We start from the raw sequence: 19,449 nt of genomic DNA on the forward strand, positions 1-19,449 counted from the left end.
TTTGGTGTAAGCATGCATATTTCTCAGATGATTGCCGGTATTGTTCTCGATAGAAAAAGTGAGCTGCCCTTGTACCGGCAGTTGTATGCCGAAATACGAAGAGCCATTTTGGTAGGCCAGATGCTGCCTGGTATGCAGCTCCCACCCAGCCGGGAGTTTTGTCAGGTGCTGAGTATTTCCCGGCAAACGGTCTTGAATGCCTATGACCAATTACTGGCAGAAGGTTATTTGCGTGGGTCAGTAGGGCAGGGTACTTTTGTGAATGAAGACTTACCTGCCATTGCCGAACGTAGCAAAGCACAGCTTACCAATCTGCCTGCGACACAGGTGATGGGCAGGATTTCAAAACGCGGACTTCAGCATATAGACCCCCGCGGCAGCACGCGCTTTCATCAGGGCAGTGTAAGAGCATTCAGGGTCAGCATGCCTGACCTGGATCTATTCCCATTTGATATATGGGCGCGTCTGGAAGCGCGCCATTGCCGTCATCCCAAAGGGCAACTAGGCTATGGCGATCCTGCTGGTCACCTGGCTTTGCGTGAGCTACTGGCGGTTTACTTGAAGGCGGCGCGTGGTGTGAACTGTGCGCCAGAACAAATCCTCATCACATCTGGCTCGCAACAGGCCTTGTATTTACTGAGTACCATGTTGCTGGACCCGGGTGAGAAGGCAGTCGTTGAACACCCGTGCTATCGCGGCACGACGGCTGCTTTGCATGCCGCGCAAGCCGATATTTGCGCCGTACCTGTCGATGATGAAGGCATGGATGTTGCGTATGCAGCGATGCATTATCCCGATGCGAAAGTCGCTTTCGTCACACCATCGCACCAAATGCCATTGGGTATGACCATGAGCCTGCAAAGGCGCATGGCCTTGCTCGAATGGGCACAGGCAAATGCAGTATGGATAGTCGAAGATGACTATGACAGTGAATATCGTTTTGGCAGCTCACCGCTGGCATCCTTGCAAAGTCTGGATACACATCAAAGTGTCATTTATGTAGGCACTTTGTCCAAGGTACTGTTTCCTGGCCTGCGGCTCGGCTATCTGGTTTTGCCAGAAAAATTGCTGGAGCCCATGATACAGGCCAAGGCTGTCATCGATAAGCACACCAGCATCATGCCGCAAATGACACTAGCCGACTTTATTGCAGAAGGCCATTTCGGCAGGCATATCAAGCGTACCAGAAAAGTATATGCCGAACGCCAGGCATGCCTGGTGAGCTGTCTGGAAAAAGAATTGGGAGATGAATTGCTTTGTGGTGCGCAAGATGGCGGGCTTGATCTGGCTGTGCATTTTAAAATGGCTTTTGATGAAGAGCAGATCATAGAAGCCGGGCAAGAAATTGGACTGGAGTTGCGTGGCTTGGGGCACTACGCTGATGTGCCCGGGAAAACAAACAGACCGGCAGAAAGTCATGGCGGCCTGTTACTTGGTTTTGCTTCACTGACTTGTGCTGAGATAGAGCACAGCGTTAGCGAGCTCGCTACGCTCTTCAAAGTCACTGCTTTGTGATCAGGCAGCGATCATCTGCACGACAGCACCAGAGTTGGCATGACGATTGATCACACTGATGATGGCACGCATGGTGGCCGTTGCTGCATCGTCTGCAATGCCTGCGCCATGCTGGCTACTGCCATCATTGACGCGTGCTTCGATGATGCTGATGTACTGTGAGCGACCATGCTGTGTCACTTGCTGCTCTTGCTTGTCAATGATCCTGACTTGGTAGCCAAGTACTTGGCAGGCATTGATCTGTGCTTCAACAATACCATGACCTGTACCCTGGATAGCTTGTGGCTGTCCGTGGTGCAGCAGATCGACATGCAAGGATACTTGTGCCGGATCAGATGGTGAGGTCCTGTGATGCAGGACAGGGTTTGCATGATGAGCTTGATAATTGATGGGTGTTGCTGGCGCGAGATAGCTGTCGCTGAAAATCTGGTGTATCTGCTGTGCTGTCATTTCTTTGCCGCTATCATCGGCTACTGCCTGGACGACGCGGCTGAATTCAATTTGCATGCGCCTTGGCATGCTGATGCCATATTCCTGCTCCAGCAAGAAAGCCATGCCACCCTTGCCAGACTGACTATTCACGCGTATCACAGCGTCATAACTGCGGCCAAGATCAGCCGGGTCTATCGGTAAATAAGGCACTTCCCAGATGGCATCTTTTTGTTGCTGAGCGAAGCCTTTTTTAATCGCATCCTGGTGTGAACCTGAGAATGCAGTGAATACGAGGTCGCCTACATAGGGGTGACGCGGATGCACAGGCAATTGATTACATTCTTCCACGCACTGCCTGACGTTATCGATGTCAGAAAAATCGAGGCCGGGATCAACACCCTGGGTGTACAAATTCAAGGCCAGTGTGACGAGGTCCACATTGCCGGTCCGTTCACCATTTCCAAACAGGCAGCCTTCAACCCTGTCTGCACCGGCCATGACAGCAAGCTCTGCGGCGGCGACTGCCGTGCCCCTGTCATTGTGTGGATGTACGCTGAGGATGATGGCATCGCGTTGCGCAAGATTCCTGTTCATCCATTCGATCTGGTCGGCATACACATTCGGCGTCGCGCATTCGACCGTGGTCGGCAAGTTGATGATCATCTTGCGTTCAACGGTAGGCTGCCAGATGGCGGCAACTGCATCGCAGACTTCCTTCGAGAAATCCAGCTCGGCCATGCTGAAGGTTTCTGGAGAATATTCAAATACCCATTCTGTCTCAGGCATGGCATCAGTAAGTTGCTTGATGAGGCGTGTACCTTCAGTGGCAATCTGTTTGACTTCTTCGCGCGATTTTCCAAAGACGATGCGACGGAAAGCCGGTGCTATCGGATTGTACAAATGCACGATCGCACGCTTGGCACCGCGCACAGAATCTATAGTGCGGCGTATCAAGTCTTCCCGTGATTGCGTCAATACTTCTATCGTCACGTCATCCGGTATGCGTTGCTCTTCTACGAGTTTACGCACAAAGGCAAAATCAGTTTCTGATGCAGAAGGGAAGGCGACTTCAATTTCTTTGAGGCCTATCTTCACCAGCATTTCAAAGAATCTGAGTTTTTTCTTTGCATCCATAGGTTCTATCAGCGCCTGGTTACCATCGCGCAGATCCGTGCTCATCCATATCGGCGCTTTGGTGATGCTGCGGCTGGGCCATTGCCTGTCGTGCAAAGCGATAGTGGGGAATGGTTGATATTTTTTCGCTGGATTACTCATCATGATGCTTTTTCCTTGGGCTGGCACAGTGCCTCAGCAAGGCGCTGATATTTTCATTTTGTTGAATGGATGGTGATGTGGCGGCGCTAAGCTAACCGGCTGCCACAGAGATACGCGAGGCCGGTCAACTGATCAGTAGTCGTAGCGCTAGTAGATCGTGACTACGTTGCAGCGCAGACTGTGGGCGGGCAAAGTCAGACATGACGCTGATAGCGTCTGCTGAATTCTTTGCTGATGTGCCTGATGGTGTCATGCTGTTTTTCCTGATGTCAGGAAGCCTGTGCTGGGTACGGCTGGGATATAAAGGTAATTTTTGATACTGGAGTTTCAGGCCGGCAGGTATGCCGCTTAAAACTGGACAAGACGCAACTTATAGTAGCGAGCTTGCTAGAGATGGTAGTAGAACTAGGGATGCTGGCACAGTCATCAGCGCTGCTTGCAGCTTGGCGCTGTCAGCAGTTTTTCTTGCAGATGTCGATGTCAAAAAAGAGTTCATATAAAGACTGTAAGAGAAATGGCCGGTATTCGTCAAGCGAAATTTTCCTCATCGTAAAGAATATTCAAAATTCAGCGGTAAGCATTGATCAGTTTTTGCCAGATAGGGTCATTGACAGCATTCCTCAAAATGACATTGATCTGCTGTTGGACCTTGGGCATGTTTAAGGGAACCAGAATTTGTCTGTCATACTGGTCATGCGGTTTTTTCGAGATGTAAAACTGATCTTTCAAGTCAGGATGATTCTTCATTTCATAATCGTAGTTGGAGCGACTGACGATGGCAGCATCTATGCGACCTGCCATCAGTTTGCGAAAACTGTGCTCTTCACTACTGGCATCGTCGCGTTGAATTTTTCTTTCCGCGATGAGTTCATTGATACCGTAATAGTAATAGCCCAGCACCAGCCCTATGCGCAGGCCAGTCATCGACTTTGCACCTGTGAACTCGAAAGGATGATTTTTTGATGAGACGACATCGTCGATATCGTTCATGACCGGCAGGGTCCACAGGAATTTTTGTTCTTCCTTGTCGTTAAACCAGACCGGGTTGACACCAATCACCAGGCCATCCAGATTACCGGAGTTGACTAGCAGGTCAAGACGGCGGCGTGGTAGATAAATGAGTTCGAAGCGATATGCTGTGTTTTGTTTATTCAGATAGCTCAGCATATCGTTATACAGGCCCCGACCTGTGATTTGATCAAGTATCAAAGGCTGCTTCAGATGGTAGCTATACACTTTTACCATCTCGACAGCACCAGAATTCTGCCAGCACAGGCAAACCATGAGTAACAATGCTGAGCAGATTTTATGCATAGTCGCGGTCTTGTTCCTATAGACGGATACGCGAAAAATACGATGAAGTGCGTATTCCCAATATGCTTAGGAGTTTATATGAATTTGACAAAGGAAATAGTTAAATCTGGCAGGGCCTATTTTTTATTAAATTTATAAGAAAATGCTAATAAAAGGAGGCCGCCAATAATCATGGGGAAAGACAGCATCTGCCCTGCCGAAATTGTCGCGCCAAGAATATTGACTTCATAATCCGGGGTGCGGAAATATTCAGTGAAGAAGCGGGCGCAGCCGTACAGGGTTACGTATAAGGCACCCACGGCCAGCCTCGGCCTGGCTTTGGACGCGAATATCCACAATATGATGAATGCCAACAGACCATCGACCAATGCCTGGTAAATTGGTGAAGGATGGACAGGGTGGTCGATACCCGGCCAGATCATCGCCCATGGCAGGTCTGCTGATGCGATGCGGCCCGGTAACTCATGGTTGATAAAGTTGCCAAGGCGACCAGCTGCATACCCCAGCGGTACCAGGGGAGCGATGAAGTCATACACATCCGCAAGATGAAATTTGGCTTTGCGTGCCCATAAGAACATGGCGATCAGTACGCCGATGAAACCTCCGTGAAAGGACATGCCGCCTTTCCAGACGGCCAATATTTCCAGCGGATGCTCCATATAATATGAAAAACCGTAGAAAAATACCTCGCCCAGGCGGCCTCCAATGATGACTCCAAGCACGCCGAAAAACAGCATATCGTCGATGTGTTCACTCGTCCATCCTTGCGCTGCAATATGTGGTTGCCTGATCCTGATACGACCAAGAGCAATAAACTGGGCAAAGGCGAGCAGGTACATGATGCCATACCAGTGCACAGAGACAGGGCCAAGATGGAAGGCAACGGGATCAGGATTTGGATGAGTCAGCATGGATGAATGGATGGTTAAACAGATGGGCAAAGGCGGCCAGTACGGCGGAATGATTATCCTTGCGCCATGCCAGGCCAATTTCTACGATGGCACTTGCATCTGGTAAATCAAAATATAGCACGCCAGGACGCTGCAAGTTTGAGACGGATTGTGGCACAAGTGCGATACCCATGCCAGCCGATACCAAGCCAACGATGGTTTGCATCTGTATGGCTTCCTGGCCTATGGCTGGAGTCAGCCCCGCAGCATGGAAGCAACCCAGGATGGCATCATGCAAGGCGGGGGCGATTTTACGTGGGAACAGTATCAGTGGCAAGTCTGCACAATCCATCAAACGCAATTGCTGGCGTCCCATGGACTGGCTTTCCGGGACTGCCAGGATCAGTGGTTCTGACAATACTTTTTGATAGTTGAGCAAGCCCTGCAGTTTTTCTGGAATGGGGGGGATTAGGAAACCTGCATCAATTTCACTGTTTTCCAGCGCCAGCAACTGCACATCGCTGGTCGCTTCGCGCAAATCTATATGTACATCGGTATGGTGACGACGAAACTCCCTGAGTGCAGGCGGCAGGATGCTGTAGTCGGCGATGGAAACAAAGGCCAGCGACAAATGTCCGCAGGCACCACTTGCTGCTCTTTGCGCGAGTTCTGGCAGTGCCTGGGCTTGAAGGAGTAGTCGCCGTACTTCTGGCAAGAGTGCCAAGCCAGCAGAGGACAATGAGATATTGCGCGTGTTGCGGATAAACAGTTCGGCCCCTAGAATGGCCTCGAGTGCTTGTATGGCCTGCGAGAGCGGGGGTTGGGTCATGTGCAACCGCGCCGCAGCACGGCCAAAATGCATTTCTTCTGCAACCGCCAGGAAATAGCGCAATTGGCGCAATTCCAGATTTCTTATTTCAGGTAATGACATCTGGGACTATAGCCCTGGTGAATCATTGTCGGCAAATATTGCTTTCATCGTCATTAGCGTCGTTTTGTCGTCTTGTCAAAAGTGCGCTTTACTCTTTCTTTCTGGATTTTCTCAAAATGCGCATGGTCTTTACGCTTATCCAGTCCAAGCATGCGCTCAAGGAATTCAAACCAGACAAATGCCGCTCCCGCTGCACCGATAATCCACCACCAGGACATGTTGGCGAATATCCATACATCTCCTACTTTTAATAGCAGCACAATAAATAGAGGTACGATGATAAACATAAGATGCTTTCTTTTTCAGGAAGGAACAGTCCTAGACTAATTTTACTGCAGGTCAACCCCGGCAGGTAGATAAACGTTAAAATCTACAAAAGGCGGTAAAATGCTTACAGTTTTTAACCTGGAGAAAGCAATGAAATATTCTTTGTTGGTAGGTGCTGTGTTGGCAGTGACGGTTTCAGGCTCTGCAATGGCTAGTGCAGATTTGGCTAAAGCCAAGAACTGCATGGGTTGCCATGCGGTAGATAACAAGGTCCTGGGTCCTTCTTATAAAGAAGTGGCGAAGAAATACGCAAATGATAAAACGGCAGAAGCCAAGCTCGCACAAAAAGTGATCAAAGGTGGTACCGGTGTTTGGGGTGCAATTCCCATGCCTGCGAATGCCCAGGTGTCTGAAGCTGAGGCAAAAACCTTGGTGAAATGGATTTTGAGCTTGAAATAAGCTCTAAATGAAGTTGCCTTGATCTGCATCAAACAATAAAAAAACCTGACAAATGTCAGGTTTTTTTATTCGCAAGAGCTGTTTTCATCAAAATTGCCAGCTTGGCTGGCAATTTTGATATGTTAACTATTACTTAACAACTTGCAGCAGTTCGCGTTTGCCGCCTTTGTATGTGTACAAAGTCAGAGTACCATCTTTGATGTCGCCTTTGTCATCAAATGCGATATCGCCCGTAACACCTTTGTATTTGATTTTTTTCAATTCTGGCAGGTATTTTGCTGGTTCTGCAGATTTCGCTGCTTTCATCGCTTCAACCATGACCATGACTGAATCATAAACATACGGTGCATAGATTTGTACATCTATACCGAATTTCTTCTTGTATGCAGCTTTCCAGTCATCATTGATTTTCTTCTGAGCATCCAGAACACCGCCTGCTTCAGCACAAACTACCTGGCCTTCGCCAATGCCGTTGTCAGCCAGTTTAACCAAGTCAGCTGTACAGATACCATCGCCGCCCATGAACTTGGCTGTAATGCCCAGCGCTTTCATTTGACGCAGCATAGGACCGGCAACCGCATCCATACCACCGAAGAAAATAACGTCAGGGTTTTTAGCTTTGATTGTGGTCAGGATGGCGCTGAAATCTGTAGATTTGTCAGTTGTATGTTCTTGCACAACAACTTCTGCACCCTTGCCTTTGGCGCCTTTGATAAACTCAGCAGCTACACCTTCACCGTAGGCTGTTTTGTCATCAATAACAGCGACTTTTTTCGCTTTGTTGATTTGTACAGCGAAGCGGCCCAGTGTGCCACCCAGTTGACCGTCATTGGCCACTACACGGAACGCGCCTTTGAAGCCTTGTTGTGTATATTTAGGATTAGTTGCAGATGGGGAGATTTGAACGATACCAGCATCATTGTAGATTTTGGAAGCCGGGATGGTTGTACCGGAGTTCAAGTGACCGATAACGCCGTTTACTTTCGCGTCAACCAGTTTTTGTGCTACGGTTGTGCCTTGTTTTGGATCGGCACCGTCATCTTCAGCCAGCAATTCGAATTTGGCTTTCTTGCCGCCGATCATCACGCCTTTGGCGTTCAGTTCTTCGATCGCCATTTTGGCGCCGTTTTCATTGTCTTTACCCAAGTGGGCGATCGCGCCGGAGATAGGGCCAACGTGACCAATTTTTACTACCAGATCTTGAGCTGCCGCAGCACCAGCGAAAGCGAAAGCAATTGCGCCAGCCAGTGGAATCATTTTAGTTTTGAACGACATGAACATACTCCTAAGGGATTAAAAAGTAGGATAACAATACTGCATCTCTGACTTATTCAGATAACTGAACAGCAAGAAGGTACAACAGAAAAAATATTTCGCAAAGCTATTTTGTGTGGTTTTTTCTCAAAACAGACGTTTTTTATATGCCCCAATATCGCACTCTTGATAAGCTTGATCGCAAGCTTTTGAACCTCCTTCAAAAAGACAATCAAACCCCGACCAGGGTACTGGCGGACAAGCTACACATTTCCCAGCCTACCTGCCTGCGCCGCATACGTGAATTGCGCGAAGCCGGGGTCATTAGCGCAGAAGTGGCAATGGTCGACAGCTTTGCCCTTGGCTATGGCATGCTGGCTTTTCTGGAGGTATCGCTGATCAATCAGTCGGACGAATTCATGCGTGAATTTGAAGCGCGCATGAACAAGGAGGCCGAGGTCATGCAGTGCTATTTTGTGTCTGGGGAGTATGACTATTTTCTGGTCGTCCATATCATTGACATGGATGCTTACTACCAGTTTGTGCGGCGCGCCATATCCGGCTCTGGCAATGTAAGACATTTCCATTCCCGTTTCCCCATGAAGCGTGCCAAATTTACGACACGCATTGCGTTTGATGAAAAAGCCGAAGAGTTACCTGTACGTATCAAAGGCAAATGACTCAGGCTGTTTATCCTTAAACGCAGAGCTGGGGAAATGGATGACAAAAAAACGCAAGTTGGTGCAGATAGAAATTCCATCTGGCAACTTGCGTGAGGGGAAACGGGTTTTTACCCTTGCGGGACAAGGGTTTTTAGCTGGAGATGCAGCTGCTATTATTTTTTGCGTCTGCTTGTATTGAACTGAGAGGTGCTGTATCAGGCAGGCAAAAGTAAATTTTTGTTCGTTTTGCGTTCCATACCGGTAAATGCAAAATCCACGGCGGGTTGCAGACCTGAGACGATGTCTGCAATAGCGCGGCCCGAGCCAGCTCCCATGGTCCAGCCCAATGTACCGTGCCCAGTATTGAGGTAAAGATTGCTGATGCGGGATTTACCTATATATGGCACGTTGGACGGTGTCAGTGGACGCAAACCTGTCCAGTACACGGGATTTTCATAGTCACAGGCGCCTGGGAACAACTCGCGGGTGCGTCTGGTGATGGCTTCGCAACGGGCAGTATTCAGTTCTCGGCCATAGCCATTGATTTCACAAGTGCCAGCCACCCTAAGGCGGTCACCCAGGCGCGACACTACCAGCTTATAGCCATCGTCAGTCAAGGAGACGACAGGTGCCAGATCCGGGTTGGTGATTTGATAGGTCGCGGAGTATCCTTTCCCAGGATAAATCATCAAGGAGATGCCCAGAGGCTTCAGCAAAGTTTGAGAGTGGCTTCCCATCGCCACAACAAAGGCATCTGCCCGCAAGGTTTTGTGTCGTCCAGCCGCATCGATGATTTCTACGGCGGTAATTTTGGCGCTGGCACCCGTACCTTCAGACAGAAGACGGGTGACCGTGGTGTTGAACTGGAATTGCACACCTGCCGCGGCTGCCATGTCGGCCAGGCCTGTGGTGAATTGATAGACATCGCCCGATTCATCGGTTTCAGTGTAGTCACCACCGACGATTTTATCGCGTATGCCTGCCAGTGCAGGTTCTCTGCGTACCACTTCATCTGCATCGATAGAATCGCGTGGACAACCCAGGTCGCGCATGAGTTTTGCCGCAGGCAGGGAAATATCAAATTCTCTTTGATCAGTATAAAAGTGCAGTATGCCTTTGCTGAGGCTGTCATACTGTATGCCGGTTTCTTCCCGCAAACTGCGTAGCGTCAGGCGGCTATATTCGGAAATGGCAACGATCTGGCGGATATTTTCTGCGGTGCGACCAGGCGTGCATTCCCGCAGGAAATTCAAGCCCCATACCCATTGCAACCACTCGGCACGCGGACGAAACAACAGTGGCGCATCCTCTTTCCCCAGCCATTTCAAGACTTTCATCGGAGCCGATGGATTGGCCCATGGCTCGGCATGGGAGACAGATATCTGGCCGCCGTTGGCAAAACTGGTTTCTTGCGCGGCACCGGGCTGGCGATCAATGACGATGACCTCATGACCCTGTTTTTTTAAAAACCATGCGGAGGACGTGCCGACGATGCCGGAACCGAGAACAATGACTTTCATGGGGTAAATCTCCTGTGTCTCATCTTATGTGCGATGAAGGAGATTGTAGAAATACTTTGCTTGCGCAGGTAATCAGAAATGCATTCAGTATTTTTATTTTTAAACGAAAATTTGTTCTTTATGTTTAAAAATAAAAATATTATTAATTATTTTGATTATTTAGGTGTTTTTACCTTGGTGATTTCCTGAGTAACGGCACGCGTGATTACTTCTTCCAGGGTTTTGTGCAAACCTGAACGTATTTCAGTTGATAAATTTGCCACTGCAATTTGCAAGACATCTGCAAGATTGTCACGAATCCGGTGTTCCAGCACAAAGTCGATGCGCGTCAACACCTGGCGCAAGACGTTCTCTCTCAGGCTTTGTTCCAGTGCCTGCCAGTCTTCTTCTGTTTTTCCAGGATAGTTATTGCTGGCAGTTTCTTTTTCAATTGATGGAGATGCATTTGTGCTTGCGATTTCCATTGTAGCCGCAGGCTTGGTGGAGGCCAGCAGTTCTTCCGGCTTGATGACTTCAGTCAATACTGGAATGCTGGCATCTATTTGATTATTCATTTTATTTCGCCACGGAGTGGGTAAGGGTATAGCCTTGCTGCTGATAGAGGCGATAGCGTTCACGCCCGGCCAGTTTGTCCGCGTCATCGGCAGAAATCACTTCTATCATGCGTTGAAACTGGCTTAAATTGGCAGGTGCTGCCGCCGTCAGATTGATCAGCAATTCATAGTGTGGGCAAGTGGCATGCTCGTCGTGACTGAGGATGATGGGAGTCATGGCTGACAGTGGATCAGTCAGCATGACGTGGGGCAAAAAATCAGCTTCAGTCAGCGTCCATAAGCTGTCATCGAGCTTTTGCAGATAGGCGCGATCATGGTGGTATACCACCATTTTGCAATTGGCGGCATAAGCCTTGCGTATGAGGCGGCAAGTGTAGTTGAACTTGTCCACCACGTTGCTATGAAAATCGATGCGTGTCATGCCGGATCAAAATTGGAAACCAGTATCTGGTTTCTTTGTTGCTGGCTGAGCAGGCCTGGCCGGTTCTGCCTTGGGTGCAGGAGGCGGAGGTGGTGGTGAAGCCGGTTCTGCTTGTGGGTAACGATAATCCTTGGGTAGTTTGTTGCTGGAAGGATAGCCTGCCTTGGAGATCGCATCTTTCCATTCATCCGCGCTATAACCGCGAAACTTCACATTGGCAATAACCAGCAAAGGCATTTGCGTATCGCCGCTGACTTGCTTGAGCTTTTCCTGATCTGCAGCCGTATTGACTGTTTTTTCTGAAAATGGCACGCCCGCAGCTTTCAACATATTACGCCCGTCATTGCATGGCGAACAGCCAGTTGCTGTGTATAGTGTCACAGGATTTTTAGCGACGACGATTGCAAGTTCAGGCGGGAAATTATTACTCTCGGCGATGCCTGGCAGATTCTTCTTTTCTACCTGTTTCTGGTTGGCTGGCGGCTGGTCACTATAGGTGACTTTGCCATCTGGTCCGACGGATTTATATAATTGTGCCTGCGCTGTCGCCACCATGAAGAAGCTGGAAAACAAGCTACAGATCAGGACCTTTTTATGGGATGTCATCATTTTCTCCTAAAGACTCAGGCACTCATGCCATTGTGACGCAACAAGGCATCAATATTGGGTTCACGACCACGGAAAGCCTTGAACGAAGCCAGGGCAGGGCGGGAACCGCCGGCTTCCAGGACTTCAGTTTGAAATTTTTCACCTACAGCACGTGACAGGGTGCTACCTGATTCACTTGCATGTTCTTCAAAGGCGGCATAGGCGTCGGCTGATAAAACTTCTGCCCACTTATAACTATAATAGCCAGCCGCATAGCCACCAGAAAAGATATGGCTGAAAGAGTGCTGGAAACGATTGAATTCCGGCGGCTGCATGACAGCAACCTGAGCGCGTACTTCATTGACGATGTCTTGCACGCTTTGCTTGCCATTAGGTTCAAAGGCATCATGCAGGCGCATGTCGAACAGAGAAAATTCAACCTGGCGTAGCATTTGCAGTCCAGACTGGAAATTTTTTGCAGCGATCATTTTGTCGTAGAGTGCACGTGGCAGGGCTGCACCGGTATCAACATGGGCAGTCATGTGCTGCAGCACATCCCATTCCCAGCAAAAATTTTCCATGAATTGCGAAGGCAATTCAACAGCATCCCATTCAACACCGGAAAAGCCGGATACAGACAGATCATCCACCTTTGTCAGCAAGTGGTGCAGACCATGACCAAATTCATGGAACAGAGTAATCACCTCGTCATGGCTGAACAGGGCAGGTTTTTCTACACCATTCATGGTGACGGGGGCACTGAAATTGCAGACCAGGTAGGCAACAGGCGTTTGCACACCTTGCGTCGTCAATCTGCGACCGCGCGCATCATTCATCCAGGCGCCACCACTTTTGCCATTGCGGGCATACAGGTCGAGATAAAACTGACCGACCAGTGAGCCATTTTTCTCAATCCGGTAAAACTTCACATCCTTGTGCCATGTGCCTGCTTGATCAGGTTTGATGTCAACAGCAAACAAGGTCTGTATGACGCGGAATAGGCCATCAATGACCTTGTGTTCCGGGAAGTATTCTTTGACTTCCTGTTCAGAAAAAGCATAACGCTGCTGGCGCAATTTTTCAGAAGCAAAAGCAGTATCCCAGGCCTGCATATCACTGATGCCCAGTTCTTCGGCAGCAAAGGTGCGCAATTCTGCCAGATCTTTTTCTGCAAAGGGGCGGGCGCGTTGTGCCAGATCTTCGAGGAATTGATTGACTAAGGCTGGTGACTCGGCCATTTTGGTGACCAGGGACACTTCAGCGTAATTCTTGTATCCCAGCAAGGATGATTCTTCTTTACGCAGGCGCAGCAGTTCCGCCATGATGTCACTATTATCCCACTCCGGTTTGATGCCAAGTTCAGATGCCCTGGTAGCGTAGGCGCGATAAATCGTTTCGCGAATCTGACGATTTTCGGCGTATTGCAGCAAGGGGAAATAAGATGGAAATTGCAGGGTGAATTTAAAGCCAGGCTTGCTATCTGCTTCCGCTGCAGTTTTTGCCGCTTGTATTACATCTTCAGGCAAGCCTATTAAATCAGTGGCGTTTTCGATGAACAGGCTATAGCCATTTGTTGTATCAAGCAGGTTTTCCGAAAATTTAGTCGACAAGGCAGCGTGTTTTTCCTGAATTTCCGCATAGCGGAGCTTTTTGTCCTCAGCCAGTTCAGCACCACTGAGGCGGAAACCTCGTATCTCGTTCTGAATAATAGTTTTTCTGGCTTGAGGCAGGTTGCTGAAATCAGGAGACTGTTGCAAGGATTTATAGCCTGCAAACAAGTTTAGATTTTGCCCCACCTCTGTCGAGAATTCAGTAATTGCCGGCTGATTTTCATTGTAGGCCGCGCGCATTTCAGGTGTGTCGACAACTGAGTGTAAATGACTGACGATACTCCAGGCACGGTTTAATTTTTCACCAGCATCTTCCAGCGGCTCTACAAACTTGTCCCATGTTACCGGGCCAGTGTTTTTTTCAAGTTCAGCTATGACAGCACGATTTTCCTCCAGCAGGGCCGCTATGGCAGGGCCAACATGCTCGGCGCGGATATCGGCAAAACGTGGCAAATCGCTAAAGTCCAGCAGAGGATTATCTTGAGTCATATTAAATTCTTTCAGCAGCTTCTATGGTGTTGACCAGTAACATGGTGATGGTCATGGGACCAACACCGCCTGGTACAGGCGTAATATAACCCGCAACTTCTTTACTTGGCAGATAATCAACGTCACCGCACAGTTTGCCTTCATCATCGCGGTTCATGCCTACGTCGATGACGACAGCGCCTGGCTTGATCATGTCTGCCGTGACGATATTGCGCTTGCCTGTCGCCACTACCAGAATGTCGGCATTGCGGGTATGTGCTGCCAGGTCGCGGGTCTTGGAGTTACAGATGGTGACAGTAGCACCCGCTTGCAAGAGCAACATGGCTTGCGGCTTGCCAACGATATTCGAGGCTCCGACTACCACGGCATTCGCCCCACGTACCGGATAATCGATCGATTCCAGCATTTTCATGACGCCGTAAGGCGTGCAGGGGCGGAACAGAGGTTGGCCTGTCATCAAGAGACCGGCGTTGCTAATATGGAAACCATCCACATCTTTTTCTGCCGCAATCGCTTCGATGACCTTGTTGGCATTGATGTGCGCGGGCAAGGGCAGTTGTACCAGGATGCCATTGATTTTTTGATCATTGTTCAGGCGGGCAATGTGCTCAAGCAAGGCCTGCTCAGTCAAATCTGCATCATATTTTTCCAAAACCGAGTAGAAACCACAGTCTTCACAAGCCTTTACCTTGTTGCGCACATACACCTGTGAGGCCGGATTTTCACCGACCAGGATGACTGCCAGGCCAGGTTGTTTGCCCTGGGCTGTTAGTGTAGCCGCGCGTTGAGTGACATCGGCACGAATTTGTAGGGAGAGCTCGGTTCCACTGATAATTTGGGCAGTCATATAGGGCTTTGTTAGTAAGAGATAAGTCAAGATTATAAATGATGCTGGCACAAGGGCTTAAGTCTAAGGGGTGGGCATCTTGATTTTGATCACTCAGAAAACAGTGTACTTATTGATTAAATAATTTATTTATCTTTTTCATTACCCTTATGTAATTTTTTAAATTGATTTAGTTATGAGTTTGCGGTGGTATGTTGTTTTCTGGATGCAGTCTTTGACGAGTGATTGACTTCAAAATTCAAGAATGGCTTGATACCAGTTGTGAAAAATAATTTTCAAAATATTTTGTGATTGGTTAAGGTGCAACAGGGCAGCAGCAGGGCTAATTCTAAGGAGAGAAATAAATGTTGAAAGAAAAAGTAATTTCAAGATCGCTGCGTATGATGTTTTCTGGTGGCCTGATGGTGACTGCGGGCATTCTCGTGCAACCAGCATTTGCTCAGGAAGAAGCCAAAGTTCAGCGGGTTGAAGTAACCGGCACCAGTATCAAACGCGCAGAAGCTGAAACTGCCTCACCGATACAAATCATTAGCCGTGCCGATATCGACAAGGCAGGTAAAACAACTGTTGCTGAATATCTGCAAACCTTGACTTCTGATGGTGCTGGCTCGCTGCCAACCAGCTTTGGTAATGGTTTTGCTGCCGGATCGACTGCAATTTCTCTGCGTGGACTGGGTGCTACCTCCACACTGGTTTTGTTGAACGGCCGCCGCATGGCGCAGTTTGGTCGCGCGGATGACGGTCAAAAAGCTTTTACTGATATTTCCACCATTCCCATGGAAGTGGTTGAGCGTATCGAAATCCTGAAAGATGGTGCGTCTTCCATCTACGGTGCAGATGCAATTGCCGGTGTCGTCAATATCATCCTGAAAAAGAATTATGAGGGCGTGACTGTCAGCACCACTGCCGGCACTTCCGGTTCTCGTGACGCCAATCAGATTAAAGGTTCCATCACCGCTGGTTTTGGTAATCTCGACAAGGACAAATACAATATCATCCTCAATGCCGAGGCTTACAAGTCCAATGAGTTGATGAATAAAGACCGCGCTGACCGTGACTGGATTGGTACAGGTGACTGGCGTCGTTGGGGTTATCCTATGGTGACGGTGGGTTCTTTCACTTCTGGTTACATCGCTGGTAACAACAGCGCGCAACCAAATCCTGCTGGTTCCCTGCGCGATCCCAAGACACTGAACTATGTCTCTCTGCCAGGCTGCTCGTCCTTGTCCACCACCAAAGTGCAAGATCCGGGTGGTGGCTGTTTGTGGTACGCAGATCAGTTCCGTACCATGCTGCCACAAATCGACGGCGTGAACCTGTTTGCCCGTGGCACCTGGCAGTTAAATGATGATTTGCAGGCATATGCGGAGTTTGGTTATTCCCAGCGCAAGGCAGCGTTTACTGTCATTCCACCTGCAACATCTTCCAATTTATTCTTTCCGCCTAACGCGAAAAGCCCAACGGGTAATATCAACTACGGCAATACTATCCTGATGTCGGCATCGCATCCGCAAAATCCGTACGGTGCTGATGTTCGTCTGCGTTATTCCATGTTTGATGTTGGCGCAAATCGCCGTATCGCTGACAACTCATTCTATCGTGCTGTCGCAGGATTGAAAGGTTCAGTCGCCGGCTGGGATTTTGACACTGCCATCCTGCATTCAGAGTCCAAGCTGCATCTGGACTACACCAACATGATCAATATGAACGTGTTGAAATCTGCTCTGGGTGATCCCAAGAGCCCTTACTTCCCTTACTATATCGGCGCTCAGGCTGGCAAAAACCCAGCGTCTTTGTATGCTGCCATGGTCAAGGCTGCGACTCTCGATGCGCCCACCAAAATGGATGTCATCGACTTCAAGGCTTCGCGTGAATTGATGGCTTTACCTGGCGGTATGATGGGCCTGGCGGTAGGTGCTGAATATCGTAGAGAATCCTATGACATGCCATCCCTTGATGGTTCCAGAGACGGTTCCATCAACAGCAGCTATGTGGCCGCCAAGGGTGATGAAACAGTTTCTGCGATTTACGCTGAATTGCTGGCACCGGTACTCAAGTCAGTGGAATTGTCCGGAGCTCTGCGTTACGACAAATACTCTCACTTCTCTTCTGTGACACCCAAGGTTGGTGCCAAGTGGACTCCAGTGAAGACATTTGCCCTGCGCGGTACTTACTCTGAGGGCTTCCGTGCACCGAGTGCGCCAGAATCTGGTACAGAGAGTTTCAGTGCCGGTACAGCTGCGGTCCGTGATCCGGTTCGCTGCCCTAACGGCACAGCACTGCCAGGCGCACAGGCATCTGATTGCAACACGACCTTTACAGGCTTCAAAGTAGGTAACCCTAATCTGCAACCTGAAAAATCCAAGGGCTATACCCTGGGTCTGGTCTGGGATCCATTGCCAGACACCAGCATGGCGGTGGACGGCTGGTTGATTCGTCGCAACAACGAAATCAACTCCATGTCCTTCCAGACAGCAGCCAGCTTGCCAGGCGTTCTGCGTCAGGACAACAACCTGACCATCAATGGCGTGGTAACTCCTGGTACAGGCACCATCATCGGTGGCGCAGCACCATATGCCAACTCCAGCTACACCGAAGTCAAAGGTGTGGATTTCAATGCCAAACAGCGTTTCAATCTGGGCGAGTATGGCAAGCTGACTGCGGACGTCAACTGGACGCATGTTATTTCATGGTTGCGAGTGGATGGTGCGGTTCAGCATCAATATGCTGGCACCCACGGTAACTGCGACACGTCCAATTGCGTAGGTACGCCAAAGGATAAAGTCAACTTTGTGCTGGGTTGGGACAGGGGTAACTGGAACGTGACTGGCGTGGTTGCCTATCGCGGTTCCTTGAAAAACATAGGTGAAGAAGGTCAGCCATGCTCCAACAAGTTTGCCAATGGCACTGAAGCCCCGGCAGGTTGCACACTGGAATCCTTCACGACTCTGGATGTGTCTTTCCGCTACAAGGCAATGAAAAACCTGGAAATCTTCGGTTCCATCGCCAACCTGTTTGACAAGGTCGCACCACTGGATCCTCTGACTTACGGCTCCATGGGTTACAACCCGATGGACGGCAGCGGCGCAATTGGCCGTTACTTCAAAGTTGGTTTGAAATATCAGTTTAAATAATAATTAGTTGCAATAAGTGTTACGCTGATTCAGGCGATTTTAAGGGCGATGATTTATTCATCGCCCTTTTTGTTTGAGCTAAAAAAGACAAAACGCTAATGCATACCTCTCGCAAAAATTAATAAACGCGTAAGAGTGGCAAGCAAGATCCATGCTTGTTTGGTTATGCCCAGTTTTTGCACTGCACAGCAAGGATTTCTGAATGCTTGCAATAGAAGGCTTATCGAGAAGATAAAGAAATCTGTCGGCATAATTGCTGCGCTGCGGCGTAAATTTCACATTATGAAATCATTTATCGCTATTTGAAAAAATAAAAAGTCCTGTTAAAATACTTGCGAGAACAAAAAACTAGCCGTAATTTGTCGATTCGCCCCGCGCGTTTCACCCTGACGCGCAATAACAGGAGACCCCTTCTATGTCACCCCAGATAGACCAGGTGCTGGCCCAGGCCGCCAATGATCCCGATGTAGTTGAAACAAATGAGTGGCTGGATGCACTTGAAGCAGTCATAGAGGCCGAAGGCCCTGAACGTGCGCATTACCTGATGGAGCGCATGGTTGACCTGGCGCGCCGCCGTGGTGCCCATATTCCGTTTTCCAGCAATACTGCCTACGTGAATACCATTCCGGCTGACCAGGGTGAGCATTGCCCGGGCAACCTGGAAATTGAAGAGCGCCTGCGCTCTTATATGCGCTGGAATGCCATGGCCATGGTGGTCAAGGCTAACCGTGTGGATGGCGATCTTGGTGGTCACCTGTCCAGCTTTGCCTCGCTGGCGAATATGCTGGGCATAGGCTTCAATCATTTCTGGCATGCGCCGACTGAAGATCACGGTGGTGATCTGCTCTACATTCAAGGGCATTCTTCTCCTGGTATCTATGCGCGCGCCTTCCTCGAAGGTCGTCTGACTGAAGACCAGTTGCTGCATTTCCGTCGTGAAGTTGATGGCAAGGGTCTGTCTTCTTACCCGCATCCAAAACTGATGCCTGATTTCTGGCAGTTCCCTACCGTCTCCATGGGTCTGGGCCCGTTGATGGCGATTTACCAGGCACGCTTCCTGAAGTACCTGCATGCGCGCGGTATTGCAGATACTGAAAAACGCAAGGTCTGGGCATTCTGTGGTGATGGTGAGATGGATGAACCAGTATCCATGGGCGCGATCGGCATGGCCGGGCGTGAGCAGCTGGACAACCTGGTCATGGTCGTTAACTGTAACCTGCAACGTCTGGATGGCCCGGTACGTGGCAATGGCAAGATCATTCAGGAACTGGAATCAGATTTCCGTGG

General features: G+C 49.3%; 17 protein-coding genes and 1 pseudogene. 6 read left to right on the forward strand and 12 right to left on the reverse strand.

Features of this window, described 5'->3' with window-relative positions:
• The first annotated feature begins 12 nt into the window (after positions 1–12).
• On the forward strand, positions 13–1,515 hold the full coding sequence (locus Q8K39_RS06730) for a PLP-dependent aminotransferase family protein (RefSeq protein ID WP_305258889.1): 1,503 nt from the start codon (positions 13–15) through the stop codon (positions 1,513–1,515).
• On the opposite strand, the gene leuA is transcribed toward Q8K39_RS06730, so the two are convergent.
• From leuA to Q8K39_RS06755, 5 genes are all read right to left on the reverse strand, one after another.
• Positions 1,516–3,228 carry a 2-isopropylmalate synthase gene (gene leuA, locus Q8K39_RS06735; protein ID WP_305258922.1) on the reverse strand — a complete coding sequence of 571 codons (1,713 nt, stop codon included), beginning with the start codon at positions 3,226–3,228 and terminating at the stop codon, positions 1,516–1,518. It abuts the gene before it with no gap.
• 561 nt (positions 3,229–3,789) lie between these two features.
• Positions 3,790–4,536 (reverse strand): ABC transporter substrate-binding protein, encoded by a 747-nt coding sequence (locus tag Q8K39_RS06740; RefSeq protein ID WP_305258891.1) that lies wholly within the window; start codon positions 4,534–4,536, stop codon positions 3,790–3,792.
• Positions 4,537–4,652: 116 nt separating this feature from the next.
• Positions 4,653–5,447: a prolipoprotein diacylglyceryl transferase gene (lgt, locus tag Q8K39_RS06745; RefSeq protein WP_305258893.1), complete on the reverse strand. Its 795-nt coding sequence runs from the start codon at positions 5,445–5,447 to the stop codon at positions 4,653–4,655.
• Entirely contained in the window at positions 5,425–6,357 is a 933-nt protein-coding gene (locus Q8K39_RS06750; protein ID WP_305258895.1) for a LysR family transcriptional regulator, read from the reverse strand. Before Q8K39_RS06750 ends, lgt begins: the two co-directional genes overlap by 23 nt.
• A gap of 53 nt (positions 6,358–6,410) precedes the next feature.
• Positions 6,411–6,644: a TIGR04438 family Trp-rich protein gene (locus Q8K39_RS06755; protein WP_305258897.1), complete on the reverse strand. Its 234-nt coding sequence runs from the start codon at positions 6,642–6,644 to the stop codon at positions 6,411–6,413.
• Positions 6,645–6,774: 130 nt separating this feature from the next.
• Here Q8K39_RS06755 and Q8K39_RS06760 point away from each other — a divergent pair, with 130 nt between their 5' ends.
• Positions 6,775–7,083: a c-type cytochrome gene (locus Q8K39_RS06760; protein ID WP_305258899.1), complete on the forward strand. Its 309-nt coding sequence runs from the start codon at positions 6,775–6,777 to the stop codon at positions 7,081–7,083.
• A 129-nt stretch (positions 7,084–7,212) separates the two neighbouring features.
• On the opposite strand, the gene Q8K39_RS06765 is transcribed toward Q8K39_RS06760, so the two are convergent.
• A complete protein-coding gene (locus Q8K39_RS06765) occupies positions 7,213–8,358 on the reverse strand; it encodes a branched-chain amino acid ABC transporter substrate-binding protein (RefSeq protein WP_186954795.1) in 1,146 nt (381 codons plus the stop codon).
• Between the two features lie 146 nt (positions 8,359–8,504).
• On the opposite strand from Q8K39_RS06765, the gene Q8K39_RS06770 reads away from it, so the two are divergent.
• Complete coding sequence (locus tag Q8K39_RS06770) at positions 8,505–9,017, forward strand: Lrp/AsnC family transcriptional regulator (protein ID WP_186954794.1); 513 nt, start codon at positions 8,505–8,507, stop codon at positions 9,015–9,017.
• Positions 9,018–9,057: 40 nt separating this feature from the next.
• Positions 9,058–9,198: a hypothetical protein gene (locus Q8K39_RS06775; RefSeq protein WP_305258901.1), complete on the forward strand. Its 141-nt coding sequence runs from the start codon at positions 9,058–9,060 to the stop codon at positions 9,196–9,198.
• A gap of 16 nt (positions 9,199–9,214) precedes the next feature.
• Here the strand turns inward: Q8K39_RS06775 and Q8K39_RS06780 are convergent, their stop codons facing one another.
• From Q8K39_RS06780 to folD, 6 genes are all read right to left on the reverse strand, one after another.
• The gene (locus Q8K39_RS06780) at positions 9,215–10,519 is read right to left on the reverse strand and encodes a D-amino acid dehydrogenase (protein WP_305258903.1); all 1,305 of its coding nucleotides are present in this window, start codon (positions 10,517–10,519) and stop codon (positions 9,215–9,217) included.
• Between the two features lie 155 nt (positions 10,520–10,674).
• Complete coding sequence (locus tag Q8K39_RS06785; RefSeq protein WP_186954792.1) at positions 10,675–11,073, reverse strand: hypothetical protein; 399 nt, start codon at positions 11,071–11,073, stop codon at positions 10,675–10,677.
• A 1-nt stretch (position 11,074) separates the two neighbouring features.
• On the reverse strand, positions 11,075–11,494 hold the full coding sequence (locus tag Q8K39_RS06790; RefSeq protein ID WP_186954791.1) for a DNA polymerase III subunit chi: 420 nt from the start codon (positions 11,492–11,494) through the stop codon (positions 11,075–11,077).
• A 6-nt stretch (positions 11,495–11,500) separates the two neighbouring features.
• Positions 11,501–12,100, reverse strand: a complete 600-nt coding sequence (locus tag Q8K39_RS06795; RefSeq protein WP_305258906.1) for a glutaredoxin family protein — start codon at positions 12,098–12,100, stop codon at positions 11,501–11,503.
• Positions 12,101–12,117: 17 nt separating this feature from the next.
• Positions 12,118–14,181 (reverse strand): M3 family metallopeptidase, encoded by a 2,064-nt coding sequence (locus Q8K39_RS06800; RefSeq protein ID WP_305258908.1) that lies wholly within the window; start codon positions 14,179–14,181, stop codon positions 12,118–12,120.
• A gap of 1 nt (position 14,182) precedes the next feature.
• The gene (folD, locus tag Q8K39_RS06805; RefSeq protein WP_186954788.1) at positions 14,183–15,028 is read right to left on the reverse strand and encodes a bifunctional methylenetetrahydrofolate dehydrogenase/methenyltetrahydrofolate cyclohydrolase FolD; all 846 of its coding nucleotides are present in this window, start codon (positions 15,026–15,028) and stop codon (positions 14,183–14,185) included.
• A 344-nt stretch (positions 15,029–15,372) separates the two neighbouring features.
• On the opposite strand from folD, the gene Q8K39_RS06810 reads away from it, so the two are divergent.
• Positions 15,373–18,162 (forward strand): TonB-dependent receptor, encoded by a 2,790-nt coding sequence (locus Q8K39_RS06810; protein ID WP_305258910.1) that lies wholly within the window; start codon positions 15,373–15,375, stop codon positions 18,160–18,162.
• A gap of 415 nt (positions 18,163–18,577) precedes the next feature.
• Positions 18,578–19,449, forward strand: a pseudogene (gene aceE / locus Q8K39_RS06815) (pyruvate dehydrogenase (acetyl-transferring), homodimeric type); the annotation flags it as partial.

Source organism: Undibacterium sp., from assembly GCF_030683615.1.
Taxonomy (GTDB): Bacteria; Pseudomonadota; Gammaproteobacteria; order Burkholderiales; family Burkholderiaceae_D; genus Undibacterium; species Undibacterium umbellatum.